Source organism: Lysinibacillus sp. FSL W8-0992 (assembly GCF_038008685.1).
In the GTDB taxonomy this organism is placed as follows: domain Bacteria; phylum Bacillota; class Bacilli; order Bacillales_A; family Planococcaceae; genus Lysinibacillus.
Genome location: NZ_JBBOZQ010000001.1, coordinates 4,041,931 through 4,063,013, shown reverse-complemented (window position 1 = coordinate 4,063,013; position 21,083 = coordinate 4,041,931). Strand labels below are relative to the sequence as shown.

Sequence of the window (21,083 nt, the reverse complement as noted above, 5' to 3'; positions counted from 1 at the left end):
GTGAAGCGCCATGGGGAAAATTCAAATTATGGACGCGTGGCTATCCAATAGAATTGCCGCGGGGGAAGTAGTAGAACGACCAGCATCTGTAGTCAAAGAACTAGTCGAAAATGCAATTGATGCTGGGAGTACGTCCATTGATGTCTTTTTACTAGAAGCGGGCCTCACTTCAATTCAAGTTATTGATAATGGTAGTGGGATGGATGAGGAAGACGCACTGATCTCTTTCTCACGCCATGCAACAAGTAAGATTCATCAGGAGCATGATTTATTTCGTATTCGTACTTTAGGATTTCGTGGTGAGGCATTAGCATCAATCGCATCGGTATCCAAAATGACGATGATTACTTCGACTGGTGAATCAGGGACGTATGTGGAACTAGAGGGTGGCCATGTGGCAGTGCAAAAGCCTGGGCCATTGCGTAAAGGAACAGATATTACAGTGGCACAGCTATTTTTCAATACGCCTGCGCGTTTAAAATATATGAAAACGATACAAACCGAGCTTGGGCATACGATTGATCTTATGAACCGTCTAGCGCTTGGTAATCCACAAATTGCCTTTCGATTGCTACATAACGGTCAGCAGTTGCTACAGACAAATGGACGAGGCGATGTACAGCAAGTACTTGCTGCGATTTATGGTATGCATAATGCGAAAAAAATGGTGCCATTTCAAGGGGAGTCTCATGACTATAAGGTGTCGGGCTTTATATCTTTACCAGAGGTGACGCGTGCTTCTAAAAATTATATGTCGCTGTTTGTTAATGGTCGTTGGGTGAAACATTATTTGGTGCAAAAGGCTATTATCGACGCATACCATACGTATTTACCGATTGAACGTTTTCCAATTGTAGCACTTTATATTGAAGGTGATCCTTATTTAACAGACGTAAATGTTCATCCAGCCAAACACCAAATACGTTTAAGTAAAGAACCAGAGCTACTGAAATTGATTGAAGAAACGATTCGTGGCAAAATTCGAGAAGTTATGCGTGTACCACTAATGGAAAAGAAAGAAAAAATTCCGAAACCTGCAACAGAACAGCTGAATATTTGGAAGCCTACCCCGAAGCTGGATGTCGAAAAAATGAATGCTATCGTTGAAAAGCTTTATGATGCGCAAACTGTTCAAGAGTCCAGCATATTGCCAGTTAAGGAGCCAGCACCAACAGCTACAGTTATAGAAGAGAGCTGGCAACCAATTCAACAATTAGAAACAAATCAGGTTGAAGTAGAGTCACCAATAGAGCACATGGAATTTCTAAATGAGGAACCTCAAATAGAAGAATCTCAAATAGAAGAGCCTAAAAAAGAACCATTCCCTGCTCTTGAAGTAGTAGGGCAAATTCACGGGACATATATCGTTGCGCAAATGGAGGATGGCTTTTATTTAATCGACCAACATGCGGCACAGGAGCGTATTAAGTACGAGTTTTTCCGTGAAAAGGTTGGGCAAGTTAATCCGAACGAACGACAGACATTATTACTTCCCTTGACCTTCCATTACGCAGCAGACGAGGCGCTTATACTGCGTGAAAATAGACAGCAGCTAGAGGCTGTTGGCGTATTTTTAGAGGATTTTGGACAGTCATCATTTGTTATTCGTGAGCATCCTAGTTGGTTTCCAAATGGCGAGGAGCAGGACATTATTGAGGATTTAATTGAGCAAGTATTGACGACGAAAAAGGCAGATGTTAAAAAAATGCGTGAGGCAGCAGCCATTATGATGAGCTGTAAAAAGTCTATTAAGGCTAATCATTATTTAACGAAAGAGCAAATGGTTGCATTGCTAGACGATTTACGCGAAGCAGACAATCCATTTACCTGTCCACATGGTCGCCCAGTGCTAATTCATTTTACAACCTATGAAGTGGAAAAAATGTTCAAACGGGTAATGTAGTGATAACTGAGCATCGAGGTCGCAGTAAATAAAAGAAAAACTTACAGCAATCTCGTGCGTGGTGAGAAAACCTAAGGGGGAGAAAAAATGGGTGAATTTATTTTAGCAATTGATCAAGGTACGACAAGTTCAAGAGCGATTTTATTCAATCATAAAGGTGAAATTGTCCATGTTGCACAAAAGGAATTTCAGCAGTATTTTCCGAAGGCAGGCTGGGTAGAGCATAATGCCAATGAGATTTGGGGATCAGTGCTCTCGGTTATCGCAGCAGTGTTAACTGAAAGTGGTCATGAAGCAAGTGAGGTACATGCAATTGGCATTACAAATCAGCGGGAAACTACGGTAGTTTGGGATAAACATACTGGTCAGCCTGTCTACAATGCTATCGTTTGGCAATCAAGGCAAACCCAGGACATTGTTAAAGAGTTGAAGGAACAAGGCCATGAAAACATGTTTCAACAAAAGACAGGGTTACGTCTGGATTCCTATTTCTCTGCAACAAAAATTAAATGGATTTTAGACAATGTTGAAGGTGCACGTGACAAGGCGGAAAATGGTGATTTACTCTTCGGCACGATTGATTCTTGGATTGTTTGGCGATTATCAAAAGGGAAGGCACATATTACGGATTATTCGAATGCGGCGCGGACATTACTTTATAATATCCATGAACTACAGTGGGACGAAGAACTTTGTGAGCTACTAAATATCCCAATGACGATGTTACCAGAAGTAAGAAATTCGTCAGAAATCTATACGAAAACCGCACCGAGCGTATTTTTTGGGCAAGAAACGCCAATTGCAGGTATTGCTGGCGACCAGCAGGCAGCGCTCTTTGGGCAAACATGCTTTGCGAAGGGCATGGCTAAAAATACGTACGGTACCGGCTGTTTTATGTTGTTAAATACAGGTGAACAGGCTATACATTCTGAAAATGGTTTGCTTACAACGATTGCTTGGGGCATTGATGGCACTGTGACATATGCATTAGAAGGCAGTGTCTTTGTAGCAGGTTCAGCAATTCAGTGGTTACGTGATGGTCTTCGCATGATTCGCACTGCTAAAGAATCTGAAAAATATGCAACAAAGGTAGCTGATACAGATGGTGTATACGTTGTACCTGCATTTGTAGGATTAGGCACACCATACTGGGATACCGATGCCCGTGGCGCTATTTTTGGTTTGACACGGGGTACTTCAAAAGAACATTTTATCCGGGCAACGCTTGAATCATTGGCTTACCAGACGAAAGATGTACTGGATGCAATGGAGGAAGCGGCTGGCACACCAATTGAAGTATTGCGGGTAGATGGTGGAGCTGTAAGTAATGGCTTCTTAATGCAATTCCAAAGTGATATTTTACAGTTAGAGGTGGAGTTAGCAAAGCTTAATGAATCGACTGCACTCGGGGCAGCCTATTTAGCAGGGCTGGCAACTGGATTTTGGGAAAATAAAGAGGCGTTAGCTGCATTATGGGCAAATGGGCAAACCTATCAACCCAAAATGAGCACAGAGCAAAGCGCGATATTATATGCGGGCTGGCAAAGAGCTGTGGAAGCTACACGTTTATTCAAATCATAGCTAATGGGGGAGAAAGTATGTTTTCATTTGAGAACCGTCCTAAAATTATGGATTATTTAGAGCAATATAGCTTTGACGTATTAGTAATTGGAGGTGGCATTACTGGTGCTGGAATTGCACTCGATGCCGCATCAAGAGGATTATCTGTCGCATTGATTGAGATGCAGGATTTTGCGGCTGGTACATCAAGCCGTTCAACAAAGCTAATTCACGGAGGCCTTCGATATTTAAAACAATTTGATATGGGTGTAGTGGCTGAAGTTGGGCGTGAACGCGAAATCGTTTATGATAATGCTGTTCATGTAACGACGCCTGAAAAGATGCTGTTGCCTTTATATAAGCATGGTTCACTTGGTCCATTTACGACTTCAATAGCATTGAAGGTTTATGACCGATTAGCAGGTGTGAAAAAGCAAGAACGTCGCACAATGTTGAGTGCACAAGAAACAGCAGCGCTTGAGCCATTATTAAAGCGTGATGAGCTCGTTGGCGGCGGCTATTATGTGGAGTATCGTACCGATGATGCACGTTTAACAATTGAAGTGTTAAAAAAAGCGGTTGAATATGGCGCACTTTGTGTAAACTATGCTGAAATGACAGGATTTTTATATAACAAGAAAAAGCTAATTGGGGCAAAAGTAAAAGATCATGTAACAGGAAAAGTAGTGGAAGTTCATGCGGCGCAAATCGTCAACGCTACTGGTCCTTGGGTAGATGAAGTACGACAAAAAGATAAAAGTACGGACAAAAAACAATTACGTCTGACCAAAGGTGTCCATATTGTACTCAATCAAAAGCACTTCCCATTGCAACAGGCAGTCTATTTTGATATTCCAGATGGTCGTATGGCTTTTGCAATTCCACGTGATGGTAAAACATATTTAGGGACAACGGATACAGTTTATGAAGGAAATCCTATACACCCTACTGCAACACAACAAGATGTAGATTATTTAATTGAGGCTGCTAAAAATGTTTTTCCAACAGCCGAAATTACAAGAAAAACAGTTGAATCTTCTTGGGCAGGTGTACGTCCACTTATTTTCGAAAAAGGTAAAGACCCTTCTGAAATTTCGCGTAAAGATGAGATTTGGACAGCATCAAGTGGTTTGATGACCATTGCTGGTGGCAAGCTAACAGGCTACCGCCAAATGGCCGAAACAATTGTTGATAAAATTGTCAAAACACATAAATTTAAGCATGCAAGTCCATGTATGACACGTGAGCTGTCGCTTTCGGGTGCAAAGGGCATTAATGCTATTAATTTCCCTGATTATACTGCATATAAAGCTAGAGAGGGTGTTCAGTATGGCCTGAATTATGATGAAGCAAAGCATCTTGTGCAAAAGTATGGTACAAATGTTGACGCTTTATTTGATCAGGTAAAGTATTTGCATGAGCATGGCAGTACGATGCCTCTCGTGTTACATGCGATGCTGCTCTATGGTATAGAAGCGGAAATGGTTTATACACCTTGTGATTTCTTTATTCGTCGTACGGGATTATTATACTTTGATATTGATGCAGTGAAACGATATAAGGAGCAAGTAATTCAAGTAATGCAACAGCGTTTTCACTACTCAGAATCCCAAAGAAATACTTATGTTGCTCAATTAGAACAAGCCATAATAGATGCGACAAGTTTTGCGGATGTGGAGGTGTAGTAAATGGAAGAGCGTTATATGAAAATGTCGGATGGATATTTTGTGTTTACGCGAACATTGACTCCGGCTATTCCATGCATAGGTCATTTTCATATTTTACATGGCATGGCAGAGCATAGTGGACGTTATCTAAAATTTGCTCGAATACTATGTGCAGCAGGCTATGCAGTTACGATGCATGATCATCGTGGACATGGAGAAACAGCATCTTATAACGGCACATTAGGTTTTTTCGCTGAGAAAAATGGTTTTGACCGTGTTGTTGAAGATGCCCATGAAGTGATAATAACTATGCATGCTCAATTTGCCGATGTGCCTTTCATTTTGTTCGGTCATAGTATGGGTTCTTTTATTGCTAGAAGGTATATTCAGCTTTACGGCAATGGCGTGGATAACGTTATACTTTGTGGAACAGGAAACGTTTCAACATTGCATAAGATTGGACATTATGTTGCACAAGTATTAGCAATGCAGCTGGGCAAAGAGTTGGAGAGCCCTTTATTAAATAAATTGAGTTTTGGGAGCTTCAATAAGCAAGTTCCAAATGCTAAAACAGCGTATGATTGGTTATGTTCTGTAGAGCATGAGGTGCAAAAATATATCGATGATCCATATTGTGGCTTTATACCAACAAACCAATTTTTTGTTGATTTAACGGCTGGCCTTATGGTGCTAAATCGAAAAAAAGAGATTGAAAAAATAAATAAAAACTTACCGATCCTTTTGATAAGTGGTAGCAAGGACCCTGTTGGTGACGCTGGTCAAGGAGTGTATACAGTGGCAGAGCGTTTTGTAGAAGCAGGTATACAGGATGTTACAGTCTATTTATTTGAAGATAAGCGACACGAAATTTTAAATGAAGACAATCATCAGGCGGTTCATCAAGTTTTATTACGGTGGTTAAAAAAGTATGATACAAAATAAAATTCAGCAAGCAGAGGTTGTTGCAATCGTTGGACCAACGGCCTCTGGTAAAACAGCACTGAGCATTGAGCTAGCAAAAAAGTATAATGGTGAAATTATTAATGGCGATTCGATGCAAATTTATAAAGACTTAAATATTGGTACAGCGAAAATTACCGAGGAAGAGATGCAAGGTGTACCACATCATTTATTAAGCTTCAAAGAGCCAACAGAATCATTTTCAGTAGCGGATTATCAAAAACTGGTGCGTGCCAAAATTAGTGAAATACAGGCAGGCGGGAAGTTGCCAATTATTGTTGGAGGCTCTGGGTTATATGTACAAGCAGTGCTCTATGATTTCCAATTTACGGAGGAGCAGGTAGATGAGGTAGCACGTAAGGCATATTATGAGGAGCTAGAAAAGTTGGGTCCTGAAGCAATGCATGCAAAACTATTAGCATTGGATCCGAAAACGGCAGAAACAATTCATCCGAATAATACAAGACGTGTTATTCGAGCATTAGAAATGATTGAATTAAGTGGTGTTTCAAAAGCTTCAGATGAACATAATCGTGGAGAAATCCCCCTTTATCGCCATTTGATTTTAGGGCTTGGAGAAAATATGTCACGCGATGAGCTTTATGATCGCATAAATCGCCGAGTAGATTTGATGATGGACAAAGGGCTGTTACAAGAAGTAAAAGGGTTATGGCAGCAAAATATTCGAGGTGTACAGTCAATACAAGCGATTGGCTATAAGGAATTGTATGATTACTTAGATGGTCGATGCACATTAGAAGAAGCAATTGAAAGTTTAAAACAAAATTCTCGTCGCTACGCGAAAAGACAACTTACTTATTTCCGTAATAAGATGGACATTCATTTTATTGAAAAAGACTAAAAACTTTAATAATTTCTAAAAATTACTAATTGATAAATTGGTATAACATGCTACTATAGGAATGAAGAGGTAGAAAGAGAGTAGGGGAGGCGCAATCTATGAAATCAATCAATTTGCAAGATACGTTTTTGAACCATCTACGTAAAAACAGTGTTTTTGTAACTGTGTTTCTGTTAAACGGGTTCCAGTTAAAAGGAACAGTGAAATCCTATGACAACTTTACAGTATTATTAGTTGATGCTGAAAGCAAACAGCATCTCATTTACAAACACGCAATTTCTACTTTCGTTCCAGCAAAGCAAGTCGAATTTTTAGAGACAGAAGAATAGAGTCATTTTAAGCAGCTAGTGCTACATCACTAGCTGTTTTTTTTCGTTCACGCTATAATGTAATAGGAAATTGATATATTGGAGGACTATAAAGATGAAATCAATGGATACAACGCAATTATTAGAACAACTAGATGCTAACGAAGACCTATACATTATTGATGTGCGAGAAGATGATGAGGTAGCACAAGGTGTCATTCCTGGTGCTAAGCATATAGCGCTTGGAACAATTCCAGAGCGTTTAGATGAGATAGATAGATCTAAGCCTTATATTATCGTATGTAAAGCTGGCGGACGCTCGGCAAATGCATGTGCTTATTTAGAAGCACAAGGCTTTGATGTAACAAATCTTGAAGGCGGCATGCTTGCCTATGATGGGGAATTAGAATTTAAATAATGTAAAGATGAAGGTATTTAACAAGTCAGTTGTTAAATACCTCATTTTTTTTGTTTATATTAAATGATGGCAATGCAAAAAGTGCTGTTACCAAAACTTTTAACAATATTGACACTCAAAAAACTTTGTCGTAAATTTAAAGTAATTACATAAAAGCATTAGGTGCCCACTTTGGGAGAATAGGGAATAAAGTGAAATGCTTTAGCGGTCCCACCACTGTAAAATGGAGTTTTATAGAGAATACCACTAGCGATGGCTGGGAAGGTTCTATAAAATGTTGAGATTGAGCCAGGAGACCTGCCTAATTGCTTCGGATGATATGGACGATGGAAAAGTCTGTAGTTTATTTGTTATGAAATAAACTACAGGCTTTTCTATTTTTTTCATTCTTTTATGTAAAAGGCTAAAAAAAGGAGAGATGATGATGCAATTGCTACAACAAACGATTCAACACATTCAACGTACTAACAACAAAATGATGGAAAATGCGAAGGAACGTATAGATTCTCTTAGCAAGCCACCGAGCAGTTTAGGGAAGCTGGAGTCGCTTGCTATACAACTAACTGGGATTACGGGAGAACTATATCCTAAACTCGATAACAAAGTGATCATCGTATGTGCGGCAGATCACGGTGTTTGTGACGAAGGGGTAACATCGAATCCACAAAACGTAACATTTTTTCAAACATTGAATTTTCCTAAAGGGGTAACAGGTGTTTGTGCTATTGCTAAAATAACAAATGCAAAAATTGTAACGGTGGACGTCGGTGTCAAAGAGGATATTCCGCTTGATGCTGGTGTTTTAATTAAAAAAATTAAATACGGTACGGACAATATGGCGAAAGGTCCGGCGATGACGAGGGAAGAAGCAGTCCAATCAATTGAAGTAGGCATAGAAATAGCGACATCAGAAATAGCAAAAGGGGCAAATGTTCTTGGTACTGGTGAAATGGGGATTGGCAATACAACACCTAGTGCAGCTATATTATCAGTACTTCATGCTTGTCACCCGCATGAAGTGACGGGATTCGGTGCAGGGCTAGGGTCAGGAGGAATTGAACATAAAGTAGCTGTTATTCAAAAGGCTATCGAAATAAACAAACCTAATCGTCATGATGCAATCGATATACTTGCAAAAGTTGGTGGGTTAGAAATAGGGGCTATGGCTGGAGTAATCCTTGCGGCTGCCGCAAATCGCAAACCAGTTGTAATTGATGGCTTTATTTCTACAGTAGCTGCACTAATTGCATATGAGCTTGAACCAAAAGTACAAGACTATATCATACCTTCTCATGCATCAGAAGAACCTGGGGCAAAAATAGCAGCCGAATTGCTAGGAGTAGAGCCGATGCTTCATATGAATATGCGATTGGGAGAGGGCTCTGGCGCAGCATTAGCGTTTCCAATTCTAGACGCAGCTTGTTCGATGATGAGCAATATGGCTACATTAGCAGAGTCTATGGCGCTAATAGATAAATAATAATTGACGAGGAATAAGGTTTGTTCTTAGAGCGAAGGAAATAGTATATGCAATCTAGTTGATGGTAGCGAAGGCGAGTGACTCCTGTGGGAACGCACGCAGCCTAAGTCGCAACAATTCGCGCGACAGCGACGATTACGGCTTACATCGTGCCCGCGGAAAGCACCCGCCGAAGCGGATATTCACGGTAAAGCAAAAAGAGTTCGATTAATGTGATGGTATTTTTACGCTATGTAAGAAGAATGAAACTATAGCTGTTCATTCTTTTGCAGTAAATAAAAAATTAGAAGAGAACACGAGTTGATGGTAGCGAAGGTGGGCGACTCCTGCGGGAACGCACGCAGTGTAAGACGCAACAAACCGCGCGTTAGCGAAGGTTGCGGCTTACGTCGTGCCCGCGGAAAGCGCACACCGAAGCGGACATCAACGATATAGAGTTCGACTAATATGATGACATTTTTACGTTGTACCCGCAGAAAGCACTCGCCGAAGTGGACACAACGGTATAGCCTCTATTAAGCTCGGTTCAACTTCCGTAACGGCAAACGCCATTTCTTCATATATGAAAGAACTCGTAAAACCGTAATGACACCGAATAATACATATAAGAAAATATCGCCTGGTAGTAATTCCAGTCCAATAAGAAGACCTGCAAGTGCTGCCCATACACCGTAAATTTCATCGCGTAACACGAGTGGCTTCCGTCCAGCCAATAAATCCCGAACAATACCACCGCCTGAACCAGTTAAAACAGCAGCAACAATGACTGCACTAATTGGCATATTGAGTTTGACAGCGTACAATGCACCTTGTATAGCAAAAGCCGATAAACCAATAGCATCTGTGAAATTGCCCCAACGATGCCAATGCTGTATTAGATGATGCGGAAAAATAAAAAATATAGTAATTGCAGCAATCGCAATTTGGAACATCATATCTTGCCCCCACAATGTTGTGACAGGTAGACCAATCAGTAAATTACGAATGGCACCTCCACCGAATGCAGTTACAATGCCAAGTATATATACACCGAATAAATCGTATTCTTCTTCCATTGCAATTATTGCCCCGGAAATAGCGAAGGCAATTGTCCCGATGATGCTAAAAACTTCCCAAGCCATCACTTTCCCCCCTTATACGAGAATAATTTGTAGTAAGTCCGCCCCTTAGCTTAGCGCATTTAACAGCTAGACACAATAGCAATTTTTGCAGGGTTGCAAACAAATTGATAAGATAGGAAAGAACAATTTGAAACGGAGACGAAAACAATGACTTTTACAACCCATTTAACAGCAGAAACGTTAACATTAGCGGAAAAAATAGAAGAAAAGGTGCGCCCTTATCATACGAAGGTAGAGAATATGGCGTTCATCAATCAGCAAAAGGTACTTTCCGCATTCAGAGCGCATCAAGTAAGCGATTTTCATTTACATCCGTCAAATGGCTATGGCTATGATGACGAGGGACGTGACAATCTTGAGCGTGTATATGCACAAGTTTTTGGAGCAGAGGCGGCGATTGTCCGTCCGCAAATCATATCTGGTACACATGCGATTACGCTTAGTCTATTCGGTGTGCTACGACCAGGTGATGAATTGCTTTATATTTCAGGTCAACCATATGACACGCTACAATCGATTGTCGATGGTGGTGACAAAGATACGGGCTCGCTGAAGGATTATAAAATTGGTTATCGTCATGTAGATTTGATTGATAACAAAGAAATTGATTGGACTGCAGTTGCTGCAGCTATTACACCAAACACGAAAATGATAGCTATTCAACGTTCAAAAGGCTATGCAACTCGTCCTTCCTTTACCATCTCACAAATTGCAAAAATGTGTGAAAAAGTTAGAGAATTGGCTCCGAATGCCGTTATTTTTGTTGATAACTGCTATGGTGAATTTGTGGAGGCACAGGAACCTACAGAAGTAGGTGCTGATTTAATGGCAGGTTCTCTTATTAAAAATCCGGGTGGTGGCTTAGCAAAAATAGGTGGTTATATTGCAGGACGAGCTGATTTAGTAGAAAAATGTGCTTATCGTATGACCTCACCAGGTATTGGGGCAGAAGCAGGTGCAACATTAAACACACTTGGTGATTTCTATCAAGGCTTTTTCCTTGCACCGCATGTTGTTAGTCAAGCATTAAAGGGTGCCATTTTCACAGCAGCAATGCTGGAGGGAATAGGGATGAATACTTTCCCTAGTTATCATGCGGAACGTACAGACTTAATTCAATCGGTATCATTTAAAACAGCAGAACAAATGATTGCTTTCTGTCGAGAAATTCAAGCAAATTCTCCAATTAATGCGCACTACGCTCCAGAGCCTGCTTACATGCCTGGCTATGAAGACGATGTCATTATGGCAGCGGGGACATTTATTCAAGGTTCAAGCATTGAACTTACAGCGGATGGCCCAATTCGTCCGCCGTATACAGCATTTATTCAAGGTGGATTGACATATGAGCACGTGAAATTTGCCATTTGTAGCGCTGTCCAAAGCATACGAAAATAGGCAATTTATAGCTGTTAGACAAGCCCTATCACAGTTTCGTGATGGGGCTTGTCTCGTAATGGTAATAGTGGGAGTTTGACACTTCAGTACGAATGGAAAATACGTTGCGTATAGAACTTCTAAGTGGAGGAAATTAGTATAAAAAGGAGCGAATGGAACTGAAATCTACTGTTTCTTACAATTTATTAACAAGAAAAAGACTGTAATTTGTATAGTTTTTAACAATTTTTCATCAATTCTAAAAAAAATTAAAAAACCATGTTAGGAAACCTTACATCTTTGTTGACAGTGAAAATTTTTCGTTATATGATAAGCGGGTATTGGGGGGACTTAAATGAGTCGTGAAATTAGACGAACGATGCCGTTATTATCTATGAGTATCGTGATGCAATTGACCGAGCTTTCGGCACGCCAAATTCGTTATTATGAAGAACACCATTTAATTGAGCCACACCGAACAGAAGGTAATCGTCGAATGTTTTCATTAAATGACGTCGATACGCTTCTTGAAATAAAAGATTACTTGGAGCAGGGTATGAATATGGCGAAAATTAAAAAATTATTTGCTAAAAAATTAGATCCTGTTGCAGCTGAAGAACCTGATTTAACTGACACAGAATTACGTCAAATTATGCGCGAAGAAATGCGTCAAGCACAGCGCATGCAAAAGTCATCTATCCGACGTGGGGATTTATCCCGATTCTATTAGATAAATGCAAGTATTTTTCAATTGGTCGGTTTTTATTTAATAGGGTAGGGTAAAGATATAAGCTAGACAATTTATAGGAGTGTGGAAAACTGTGGGTAAATACACAAAAGAGGACATCAAGAGTTTAATCGAAGAAAAAAATGTTAGTTTCATTCGTTTACAATTTACGGATATACTAGGTACAATTAAAAACGTTGAAATTCCAGTTAGTCAACTAGACAAAGCACTAGAAAACAAAATGATGTTCGATGGCTCATCAATTGAAGGTTTCGTGCGTATCGAAGAATCAGATATGTATTTATATCCTGATTTAGATTCTTTCGTAGTTTTCCCTTGGACTTCAGAAAAAGGGAAAGTAGCACGTTTCATCTGTGACGTATACACTGCTAAAGGCGAACCATTCGCTGGTGACCCACGTAACAATTTAAAACGTATCCTTAAAAAAATGGAAGATATGGGCTTCACAAGCTTCAACTTAGGGCCTGAGCCAGAATTCTTCTTATTCAAATTAGATGCAAAAGGTGAACCTACGTTAGAAGTAAACGACCACGGTGGTTATTTTGACTTAGCACCTACTGATTTAGGTGAAAACTGTCGTCGTGATATCGTTTTAGAGCTTGAAGAAATGGGCTTTGAAATTGAAGCTTCTCACCATGAAGTAGCACCTGGTCAACATGAAATTGACTTTAAATATGCGGATGCTATTACAGCATGTGACAACATCCAAACGTTCAAATTAGTTGTTAAAACAATTGCACGTAAACACGGCCTACATGCAACATTCATGCCAAAACCATTATTTGGTGAAGCAGGCTCTGGTATGCACTTTAACGTGTCATTATTTAAAGGTAAAGAAAATGCATTCTATGATGAGTCTACTGAGCTAGGCCTTTCTGAAACAGCAATGCAATTCATGGCAGGTGTCCTTGCACACGTACAAGGATTCACAGCAGTAACAAACCCAACTGTTAACTCTTATAAACGATTAGTTCCTGGTTATGAAGCGCCATGCTACGTTGCTTGGTCTGCACAAAACCGTTCACCACTTATTCGTATCCCATCTGCACGCGGACTTTCAACTCGTGTAGAAGTACGTTCAGTGGACCCAGCAGCAAACCCATATTTAGCGATGGCTGTTATTTTAGAAGCGGGTCTAGAAGGTATTCGCCAACAATTAACACCACCAGCGGCAATTAACCGCAATATCTACGTAATGACGGAAGAAGAGCGCAAAGCAAATGGTATTGCCAATTTACCGCCAGCGCTTGACGATGCGTTAACATTACTTGCGCAAGATAAAGTGGCTCAAGCTGCTTTAGGTGAGCACATTTACGCTAACTTTAAAGAAGCAAAAGAAATCGAGTTCGACATGTACCGTACAACAGTACACCAATGGGAACGCGATCAATATTTAAAAATGTATTAATCAAAAGCGTTGGGGCTCAAGGGCTCCAACGCTTTTCTATTTCTGATCTTCATATTTTTCAAAAACCAAATCATTTGCTTTAATCTGACCATATTTATTATGGGATTTTGCAAAATCATTAATGTTATACGAACCTAAAAAGTAAAAGTTTCTAACTGATGATTTAACTAACCTGCTCCTCTAGTTGAACAGCAATTAACTTCTAGAAAATAGCATAACTGAACAAGCCCCACTATTCTTGATAACGTGTTCTAATGTCTAAATTAAGAGCAAAAATAATAGAAGGTTAAGATTTCTTTACCTTGTAGAAAATCTATTGATTTAATATAGAAATAAAATTACGATGTTGACGGGGAAATAAGAATAAGCTAAAAATTATTGTTGACGGATCGCCGTATGCGATGAAAGTCGCACGTATGGTGAAGGCTCGTTATAAAGCGCTAATGTGTATAAGACGAGAATAGTTCAAGTAATGAAGCACCAAAAGTATTAAATGTAAATATTGGTGGAACAGTAAAGGAAGGACAAGTTTTAATAGGAAACTATGATTATACTGACAAAGAAAATGATTTAGAAGGTACTTCAACTTATCAATGGTACGCTGCGGATGATGTGACTGGAACAAATAAGGTAGCAATTAGTGGTGCTAAATCTAAATTGTATACTTTAACTGAAGCAGATGTGGATAAATATATCTTCTTTGAAGTAACACCAGTAGCACAATCAGGGGTACCATCAGGAAATCCAGTATTAAGTCCAGCTACAACACAAGTATTGGGATTATCATTTTATTTAGAGGATAATATCGGAAGTATCTCATATTCATTCCCAGTTGGGACTAATGTAAATAGTGGTGGTTTAAATAGTCTGTGGCCAACAGTACGTGCTGAAAAACCGATTATTAATGCAACTGTTACTATTGATTTAGACGGAGCATTTACTGCTGATATTAATGACAAATATGCATTTTCAAATAATCATTCAGGAATTAATTTAACAGCAGGAATGATTTCGAATAATGGTCAAACTATTACAATTCCTAACGTAGATATTATGACATTTCCTGATCAACCATTTTGGTTAATGATTAAGTTTGGTACTAAGACTCTAGTTACAAAAGGAACATATGAAATTAAATTCACAATAAATGGCGTAACAAAAGTGATGAAACTGAATGTTACAAATTAATTATAGTTAATCTGATTGTTTGGAGCTAGATTTTTAAAAATTAAAAAACAAAATACTAAATATATCTATATTTTACCTTCCACAAGCACCTGTGGAGGGTTTTTATTATGCGCTATAAGAGCAATGAAGATATGCAACTGTATATGTTACTGACTCTCGATACTTCTCATGACTTTTTATTTTAATTAAATTGGGCGAAGGATTAGTAAATAATCTTGAAACCCAACTATCAACTTCTAGATATGTTTCTCCAGCAAAAGCTGTAAGTAAAACTGCCCCTAATAATAAAGGATGCTGCGACACATATTTTCTTTATAATAATTACTTCTTTTGTAAATTATACATTAATTATAAATAATTTCTATATTTTTTTTTGTAAAATAATATAAATAAAGGTTTTTTGCTAAAATATAGCTGAGCTAGCTTTTTAGAATTAATTTTAAATGATCAGTATAAGTAATCAAGAACTCATATAATCGGTGAGTATCTGGTTATTTATTTATTCTTCAAACGGTCAAATAGAATTAAATTAATACTTTCCCCTTTCAAAATTTGTGTGGCAAATATTTATTCAGTTATTATGCATCACAAAGCTCTGTTATTATTGCCAACAAATTGTCCCAAAAAAATATTATTTCTGATGTTCCATATATTAGTGAAATTTTTTTGTTTTGTACATAGGTATTTATAGTTGCTACGATGAATTCATGCCCATGTTGATTGAAAAGGGAGATCCATTACTTTATGTAAAACAAGCGCTGAACTTGTATCTCGTTAGGATGATATAGATTATTGAAATTGTATTTATCATGAATATTTGTATTGCACTTCACTGGAAGGAGCGGATAAAGATAGAAATCTTTAGTAAAGACAATTGAGGAGGAAATCTATTGGCAACAAAACTTTACTTATATTTAATGTGTTGTATACAAACTATGTTAGGAATTTACTTGTTTTTTTTAAGCAAGAAGTATGCAAATGTTGAAAGTGTAATGTCACAATGGCCTTTTGTTACATTGGTCGGTATACTAATGATATTTTATTTGTCACGGGAAAAAAGCGAAAATAAAACATTAAAAAATAAATATAAGCTTTTGTGTTCTGGTTACCCTATTATTCTAATAATCAGTGGGGGATTAATTTTCACGTCTATCCCTGTTTATTCTTACAAAGAAGCACTTCAAATTATAGAAAATCAAACAGGTGAAAAAATTATCAAAACAAAGGGTTTTAAAGCATCTAACCGATTTTATTATATATATACAAAGGATAAGACATATTTAGTCAATCCTTACGATGGTAAATTTTATCTTAAGGATGGATAGCTGGGATAAATTTTCTACAAAAAGGAAGATATTTTCCTCGACACTTAAGCATACAAAAAGTTGAAATTTCATGCTTTCATAAATATCTGGAGCCCGTAGCAGCTAAAGTGCATCTCTAGGGCTCCAACGTTTTATTCTACTGACAAATTGTCCTCAAATCCATTTCATTTTTCACCGGATACCTTCTTCATTAACCGCTTTAACTTATCCTCTGTTTCTGTTTCCTCTGCAGGTGTATAAATACTGCACCGTAAATCCATATCACCTTGAACTTGAAGTGAAGTGAGATTAAACAACATTTTGCCTGCTTTGGCATGTCTAAATTCGATTATCATTTCTGGCGCCTTACTCACTTGACTTTCTTGCCATAAATCTCGGAATTCTTGATGGGAATGACTCATTTCCTCAATAAATTGGTTGTACCATTCATCACCTAAATAGTGTCCATAGTAGGTACGGAAAATAGCAAGAAAACCTTTCGCAAAATGTTCCCAATTGACGGCTAACGCTTTAAATTCTTTTCTAGTGAACACTAAACGAATTAAATTTCTTTCATTATAAGGTACTAGGTCAAAGTCTAAAAAAACATGCGCAGCAGCAGCGTTCCAACCGACAATATGACAATGCCGATCCGTAATAATGGTTGGACAATATGTTAATTCAGCTAATATTCGTTTTAAAGCAGGGCTAAGCTCTGAAGAATTCTTTTTTAGATTTGTCATTTCAGATTTTACATCTAATGCAAGGTTGTATAAGTAGTCTGTTTCATCATTACTCAATTGCAAAGCAGTAGCAATACAATCAAGCACACTTGCAGATACTTTAATATCTCTTCCTTGCTCTAGCCATGTATACCAAGTAGTACTTACACCTGCTAATTGGGCAACTTCTTCTCTGCGTAACCCTGGTGTTCTTCTCCGCGTTCCGGCAGGCAAACCGATAGACTCGGGCTTTATTTGGGCACGTTTCGATTTTAAAAATGTCGACAAAGCTTCAAGCCTATTTTTATCATTCAAGTTCACAACACCTCAGTATCATTTTTTCCTAGTAGTTATTATACCAGGATAAACAGTGTCTTGTAATAGGATATTAACAATGTAAAATACAACTATAATATTGATTTGGAGGAATGAAAAATGGAGAGAGTTGTGATTACTGGAATGGGAGTAGTTTCTCCTCTAGGCAACGACGTTAAAACATTTTGGAACAATTTGATGAATGGACAATCGGGTATATCAACGATTGATACATTTGATACTACAAATCAAAAAACAAAAATTGCAGGTATTATTAAAGATTTCAATGCAGAGGAAGCGTTAGGGAAGAAAGAAGCAAGAAGCTTAGATCGTTTTGCTCAATTTGCCTTAGTTGCGGCAGAACAAGCATGGCAAGATGCCAATTTAGACCTCAATCAAATAGATGCAGAAAGATTAGGCGTATACGTCGGCTCAGGTATAGGTGGAATTGAAACTTTCATTGAAAATATTGATGCGCTTAGACAGAAAGGGCCACGAAGAGTTAGCCCAACTTTAGTACCTGCTATGATGGCTAATGCTGCTGCAGCTCAAATTAGTATTAAGTGGAAAGCGATGGGTCCTTCCATGTCACCTGTTTCAGCTTGTGCAATCGGAAATACAGCTATCGGAGAAGCATTTAGATTAATTCGTTACGGTGAAGTTGATGTTATGTTTGCAGGTGGAACAGAGGCCGCTATAACAGATTTATCGATAGCTAGCTTTGGAAATGCTACGGCATTATCAACAAGAAACGATGAACCTGCAATGGCTAGCCGTCCATTTGATGACAACCGTGATGGATTTGTTATGTCAGAAGGAGCAGGCATTTTAATTTTAGAATCGTTATCACATGCATTACGACGAGGGGCAAAAATATATGCAGAAGTAATAGGCTATGGTGCAAGTTCAGATGCACATCATATCGTAGCCACACATCCAGAAGGCGAGGGAGCCTATCTCGCAATGAAGTCGGCATTAAAAAATGCCAAAATATCACCTGAAGAAATTGATGTCATTAGTGCTCATGCGACAAGTACAAAAGTAGGAGACATTTCTGAAACGATGGCTATTAAGCAGTTGTTTGGCCAACAAGCTTATCAAATCCCAGTAACAGCAAATAAATCAATGCTTGGTCATATGCTAGGAGCGGCTGGTGGAGCGGAGGCAATTGCATTAGCGATGAGCTTAAAGGAAGGAATCATTCCTCCTACTATCAACTTAGAACATCCCGATCCATTATGTGATCTAGATTATGTACCATCTGTTGCTCGTCATGTGAATATTAATACCGGATTATCGAACTCATTTGGCTTTGGTGGTCATAACGCAGCGATTGTTTTAAAGAAATATGAATGAATTTATTAATCAATTGATATAATTCTTTTCATACAGAAAATGAGACAGGATAGTAATAAAACTAATAAATAAAAAGCGTTGGAGCTATACGTCCAACGCTTTTTATTGTTCAAATATAAATGTCTTTATACGCTCCTTGCTTACAAATAATCCCTGATTTTCTAAGTCTGAACTTGTAAACGTTATCAAAGAGATGCTATTTCACACTTTGGACAAATTATAAAAATTAATATTAGTAGGCTATATGTATTGATTGCAAAGTAAATAGTATTTTTGTAGAATTACACTCACGGTTTAATTAAACTACTTAAATTAAACTATTCTGTTTAGAATATAAATTGAACAAACAGGTTTGTAGAAGGGGAGTACTAATTAAATGAAGTTTAAAGAGTTTTTGAAAACGAAGGGTGCAAAAGGCTCTATTTTTATGGGGATCTTATATGCGGTCTGTATGTTGGGTATCTTTTTACCAGGGTACACAGCAATACCGGGCAATATGGATCAATTACCGATTGCCATTATTAATGATGATAAAGGAGAATATGGCGCTCAAATAGCGGATAGTTTAACTGAACAGCTGCCATTTGAGGATATTCAAACAAAGATCTCAAATAAAGAGGCTATAAAAGATTTAGAAAAAAACGACTTAGCTTTAGTTGTTCACATTCCAGAGACGTTTTCAGCTGATTTACAAAAAGGAGATGTATCATCTAGCATTGATTTCTCAATCAATGAAGCTGGTGCAACAGCAGTGTCATCTTCTATGCAACAAATCGTCATGCAAATTAACGCACAATTAAGTGCACAATTTTCACAACAAACTGCTCAAGGAATTTTAATGAACTTACATGTTCCGAAAGAGCAAGCGGCTGAATTAGCGGCGCAAATTGAAAATAGTTATGTAGGAAATATTGTTACGTTGAACGACGTGCCAGATGGTATGCATAATAATATGCTTCCAATGTTCTTAACAATGGCAATTTATGTTGGGGCAATGATTGGTGCGATGCAATTAGTAGGTGCATTTAAAGCGAGTCGTGGGAAAGCAACGAAAACACGTTTATTTATCTACATGCAATTAACAGCGATTATTATCGGTATGTTAGCTGGTTTAGTATCAACAGCAATGTCATTTGCAATCAATGATTTATCTGGAGCAGATTCATTCTTCCAAATTTGGGGTCAACAAATTCTAAACTATTGGGCATGCTTTAACTTCACTGCAGTTTTCGTTTTATTAGTTGGTGAAGCAGGTATGATTTTAAATATTCCAGTTCTATTAATCCAAACAATCGCGAATGGTGCAACAATCAATCGCGATATGATGTATTTACCGTATAAATGGATGAGTCATATTTCACCAATGTATTATTCTGTTCAAGCATACTTTAACAGTATTTTTGGTAGTGTGAGTGCGGCTCCATTCGTTTTAGGATTAACAACAGTTGGCTTTGTAGCAATGGTCATTAATGTTCTTATTGTTTGGGTACTTCATAAACCACTACCAGTAGCTGTGGAGAAGTAGTTTTTTTAGAATTTATCAAAGGCATAAAATTCTGATGAAGTAAATCGTTAGTTTTGATAAAATAGAACTAATATTTGCCTAAGGAGCTGAAACAATGGCAATTCAAATTTTCATTCTTAGCAAGCTTATGCAAGGAGATAATTATCCTTATAATTTAAAAAAACAAATCTCAGAATTACAGTCCCTTGATTCGATAAATGGTTTAACGGAAAGTAAGTTATATTATCATTTTGAATCATTAGCGAAGCAAGGATTAATCGAGACGAAAGAAGTTATAAAAGAGGATAATCGACCAGATAAGCATGTGTTTTCCATTACAGAAAAGGGCCGCGATGCCTTGCCAAAAAAGATTTATAAATCCCTTGAAAGTGCAAATACGATAGGTGATATGGTTATCGGTTTAGCGAATATGGAATATGTGGACCGCGATAGAATCATTCATATTTTAGAAAAAAAGTTAAACGGGATGCATTCAAAATGGGACTTACTTTTTAAATCAGATAGACAGCATTTAGTTAAACCAGGTGGAGAAGTGTTAGCAGAGTTTGTTGGCGACTATGCGAATTTTAGAATACAGGGCTCTATTCAGTATTTAGAAAGACTGATTGAACATGTTCGAAAAGAAGAAATATAAGAAAAAGACTATTTACGCTTATTGTAAATAGTCTTTTTTTATAATGGAATAATCATCTCGTACATAAATTTCTGTTGCTATATAATAGAATAGTCGTGTTCTAATTAACATATTTAATTGTAAAAGAGATAGCACAATAATCATAAATATATACATTAAGTTAGAGAAATATAGTAAAAATTATAATATATTGAGTTTTTAGTTTTATATTTAATCCAGAAAAATGA

The 21,083-nt window shown here is 37.8% G+C and carries 17 protein-coding genes, 1 pseudogene and 1 riboswitch; of the genes and pseudogenes, 16 read left to right on the top strand and 2 right to left on the bottom strand.

Annotated elements, in window-relative coordinates; genetic code table 11:
* The first annotated feature begins 10 nt into the window (after positions 1-10).
* The 8 genes from mutL to cobT all read left to right on the top strand — a co-directional run bounded on the left by mutL (position 11) and on the right by cobT (position 9,158).
* A complete protein-coding gene (gene mutL / locus NSQ74_RS20360) occupies positions 11-1,903 on the top strand; it encodes a DNA mismatch repair endonuclease MutL (RefSeq protein ID WP_340825725.1) in 1,893 nt (630 codons plus the stop codon).
* An 87-nt stretch (positions 1,904-1,990) separates the two neighbouring features.
* Positions 1,991-3,484, top strand: coding sequence for a glycerol kinase GlpK (glpK, locus tag NSQ74_RS20355; RefSeq protein ID WP_340825724.1), 1,494 nt, complete (start codon positions 1,991-1,993; stop codon positions 3,482-3,484).
* A 17-nt stretch (positions 3,485-3,501) separates the two neighbouring features.
* Entirely contained in the window at positions 3,502-5,148 is a 1,647-nt protein-coding gene (locus NSQ74_RS20350) for a glycerol-3-phosphate dehydrogenase/oxidase (RefSeq protein WP_340825722.1), read from the top strand.
* A 3-nt stretch (positions 5,149-5,151) separates the two neighbouring features.
* Positions 5,152-6,072 (top strand): alpha/beta fold hydrolase, encoded by a 921-nt coding sequence (locus NSQ74_RS20345; RefSeq protein WP_340825721.1) that lies wholly within the window; start codon positions 5,152-5,154, stop codon positions 6,070-6,072.
* The gene (gene miaA, locus NSQ74_RS20340) at positions 6,059-6,952 is read left to right on the top strand and encodes a tRNA (adenosine(37)-N6)-dimethylallyltransferase MiaA (protein ID WP_340825720.1); all 894 of its coding nucleotides are present in this window, start codon (positions 6,059-6,061) and stop codon (positions 6,950-6,952) included. Before NSQ74_RS20345 ends, miaA begins: the two co-directional genes overlap by 14 nt.
* Positions 6,953-7,050: 98 nt before the next feature.
* A complete protein-coding gene (gene hfq / locus NSQ74_RS20335) occupies positions 7,051-7,281 on the top strand; it encodes an RNA chaperone Hfq (RefSeq protein ID WP_228134406.1) in 231 nt (76 codons plus the stop codon).
* 94 nt (positions 7,282-7,375) lie between these two features.
* Entirely contained in the window at positions 7,376-7,678 is a 303-nt protein-coding gene (locus NSQ74_RS20330; RefSeq protein ID WP_340825719.1) for a rhodanese-like domain-containing protein, read from the top strand.
* A 143-nt stretch (positions 7,679-7,821) separates the two neighbouring features.
* Positions 7,822-7,997: riboswitch (cobalamin riboswitch) on the top strand.
* A 105-nt stretch (positions 7,998-8,102) separates the two neighbouring features.
* On the top strand, positions 8,103-9,158 hold the full coding sequence (cobT, locus tag NSQ74_RS20325; protein WP_340825718.1) for a nicotinate-nucleotide--dimethylbenzimidazole phosphoribosyltransferase: 1,056 nt from the start codon (positions 8,103-8,105) through the stop codon (positions 9,156-9,158).
* Between the two features lie 515 nt (positions 9,159-9,673).
* Here cobT and NSQ74_RS20320 read toward each other — a convergent pair.
* Entirely contained in the window at positions 9,674-10,279 is a 606-nt protein-coding gene (locus NSQ74_RS20320; RefSeq protein WP_340825716.1) for a trimeric intracellular cation channel family protein, read from the bottom strand.
* A gap of 147 nt (positions 10,280-10,426) precedes the next feature.
* On the opposite strand from NSQ74_RS20320, the gene NSQ74_RS20315 reads away from it, so the two are divergent.
* The 5 genes and pseudogenes from NSQ74_RS20315 (at position 10,427) to NSQ74_RS20295 (ending at position 16,325) form a co-directional block, all read left to right on the top strand.
* Entirely contained in the window at positions 10,427-11,677 is a 1,251-nt protein-coding gene (locus NSQ74_RS20315) for a methionine gamma-lyase family protein (protein ID WP_340825715.1), read from the top strand.
* 334 nt (positions 11,678-12,011) lie between these two features.
* The gene (locus NSQ74_RS20310) at positions 12,012-12,386 is read left to right on the top strand and encodes a MerR family transcriptional regulator (protein ID WP_340825714.1); all 375 of its coding nucleotides are present in this window, start codon (positions 12,012-12,014) and stop codon (positions 12,384-12,386) included.
* A 91-nt stretch (positions 12,387-12,477) separates the two neighbouring features.
* Positions 12,478-13,812 (top strand): type I glutamate--ammonia ligase, encoded by a 1,335-nt coding sequence (gene glnA / locus NSQ74_RS20305; protein ID WP_340825713.1) that lies wholly within the window; start codon positions 12,478-12,480, stop codon positions 13,810-13,812.
* A 498-nt stretch (positions 13,813-14,310) separates the two neighbouring features.
* Positions 14,311-15,000, top strand: a pseudogene (locus tag NSQ74_RS20300) (hypothetical protein); the annotation flags it as partial.
* 890 nt (positions 15,001-15,890) lie between these two features.
* A complete protein-coding gene (locus NSQ74_RS20295) occupies positions 15,891-16,325 on the top strand; it encodes a hypothetical protein (RefSeq protein WP_340825710.1) in 435 nt (144 codons plus the stop codon).
* A 164-nt stretch (positions 16,326-16,489) separates the two neighbouring features.
* Here NSQ74_RS20295 and NSQ74_RS20290 read toward each other — a convergent pair whose 3' ends face one another.
* A complete protein-coding gene (locus NSQ74_RS20290; protein WP_340825709.1) occupies positions 16,490-17,341 on the bottom strand; it encodes a helix-turn-helix transcriptional regulator in 852 nt (283 codons plus the stop codon).
* A 120-nt stretch (positions 17,342-17,461) separates the two neighbouring features.
* On the opposite strand from NSQ74_RS20290, the gene fabF reads away from it, so the two are divergent.
* The 3 genes from fabF to NSQ74_RS20275 all read left to right on the top strand — a co-directional run bounded on the left by fabF (position 17,462) and on the right by NSQ74_RS20275 (position 20,856).
* A complete protein-coding gene (gene fabF / locus NSQ74_RS20285) occupies positions 17,462-18,697 on the top strand; it encodes a beta-ketoacyl-ACP synthase II (protein ID WP_340825708.1) in 1,236 nt (411 codons plus the stop codon).
* Positions 18,698-19,073: 376 nt separating this feature from the next.
* Positions 19,074-20,222: a YhgE/Pip domain-containing protein gene (locus NSQ74_RS20280; protein WP_340825707.1), complete on the top strand. Its 1,149-nt coding sequence runs from the start codon at positions 19,074-19,076 to the stop codon at positions 20,220-20,222.
* A gap of 94 nt (positions 20,223-20,316) precedes the next feature.
* Positions 20,317-20,856: a PadR family transcriptional regulator gene (locus tag NSQ74_RS20275; RefSeq protein WP_340825706.1), complete on the top strand. Its 540-nt coding sequence runs from the start codon at positions 20,317-20,319 to the stop codon at positions 20,854-20,856.
* Positions 20,857-21,083: the final 227 nt, after the last annotated feature.

What these genes read in the sequence shown, in the direction of transcription:
- mutL (WP_340825725.1), top strand. Translation starts at nt 11, where the DNA reads ATGGGGAAAATTCAAATTATGGACGCGTGGCTATCCAATAGAATTGCC.
- glpK (WP_340825724.1), top strand. Translation starts at nt 1,991, where the DNA reads ATGGGTGAATTTATTTTAGCAATTGATCAAGGTACGACAAGTTCAAGA.
- NSQ74_RS20350 (WP_340825722.1), top strand. Translation starts at nt 3,502, where the DNA reads ATGTTTTCATTTGAGAACCGTCCTAAAATTATGGATTATTTAGAGCAA.
- NSQ74_RS20345 (WP_340825721.1), top strand. Translation starts at nt 5,152, where the DNA reads ATGGAAGAGCGTTATATGAAAATGTCGGATGGATATTTTGTGTTTACG.
- miaA (WP_340825720.1), top strand. Translation starts at nt 6,059, where the DNA reads ATGATACAAAATAAAATTCAGCAAGCAGAGGTTGTTGCAATCGTTGGA.
- hfq (WP_228134406.1), top strand. Translation starts at nt 7,051, where the DNA reads ATGAAATCAATCAATTTGCAAGATACGTTTTTGAACCATCTACGTAAA.
- NSQ74_RS20330 (WP_340825719.1), top strand. Translation starts at nt 7,376, where the DNA reads ATGAAATCAATGGATACAACGCAATTATTAGAACAACTAGATGCTAAC.
- cobT (WP_340825718.1), top strand. Translation starts at nt 8,103, where the DNA reads ATGCAATTGCTACAACAAACGATTCAACACATTCAACGTACTAACAAC.
- NSQ74_RS20320 (WP_340825716.1), bottom strand. Translation starts at nt 10,279, where the DNA reads ATGGCTTGGGAAGTTTTTAGCATCATCGGGACAATTGCCTTCGCTATT.
- NSQ74_RS20315 (WP_340825715.1), top strand. Translation starts at nt 10,427, where the DNA reads ATGACTTTTACAACCCATTTAACAGCAGAAACGTTAACATTAGCGGAA.
- NSQ74_RS20310 (WP_340825714.1), top strand. Translation starts at nt 12,012, where the DNA reads ATGAGTCGTGAAATTAGACGAACGATGCCGTTATTATCTATGAGTATC.
- fabF (WP_340825708.1), top strand. Translation starts at nt 17,462, where the DNA reads ATGGAGAGAGTTGTGATTACTGGAATGGGAGTAGTTTCTCCTCTAGGC.
- NSQ74_RS20280 (WP_340825707.1), top strand. Translation starts at nt 19,074, where the DNA reads ATGAAGTTTAAAGAGTTTTTGAAAACGAAGGGTGCAAAAGGCTCTATT.
- NSQ74_RS20275 (WP_340825706.1), top strand. Translation starts at nt 20,317, where the DNA reads ATGGCAATTCAAATTTTCATTCTTAGCAAGCTTATGCAAGGAGATAAT.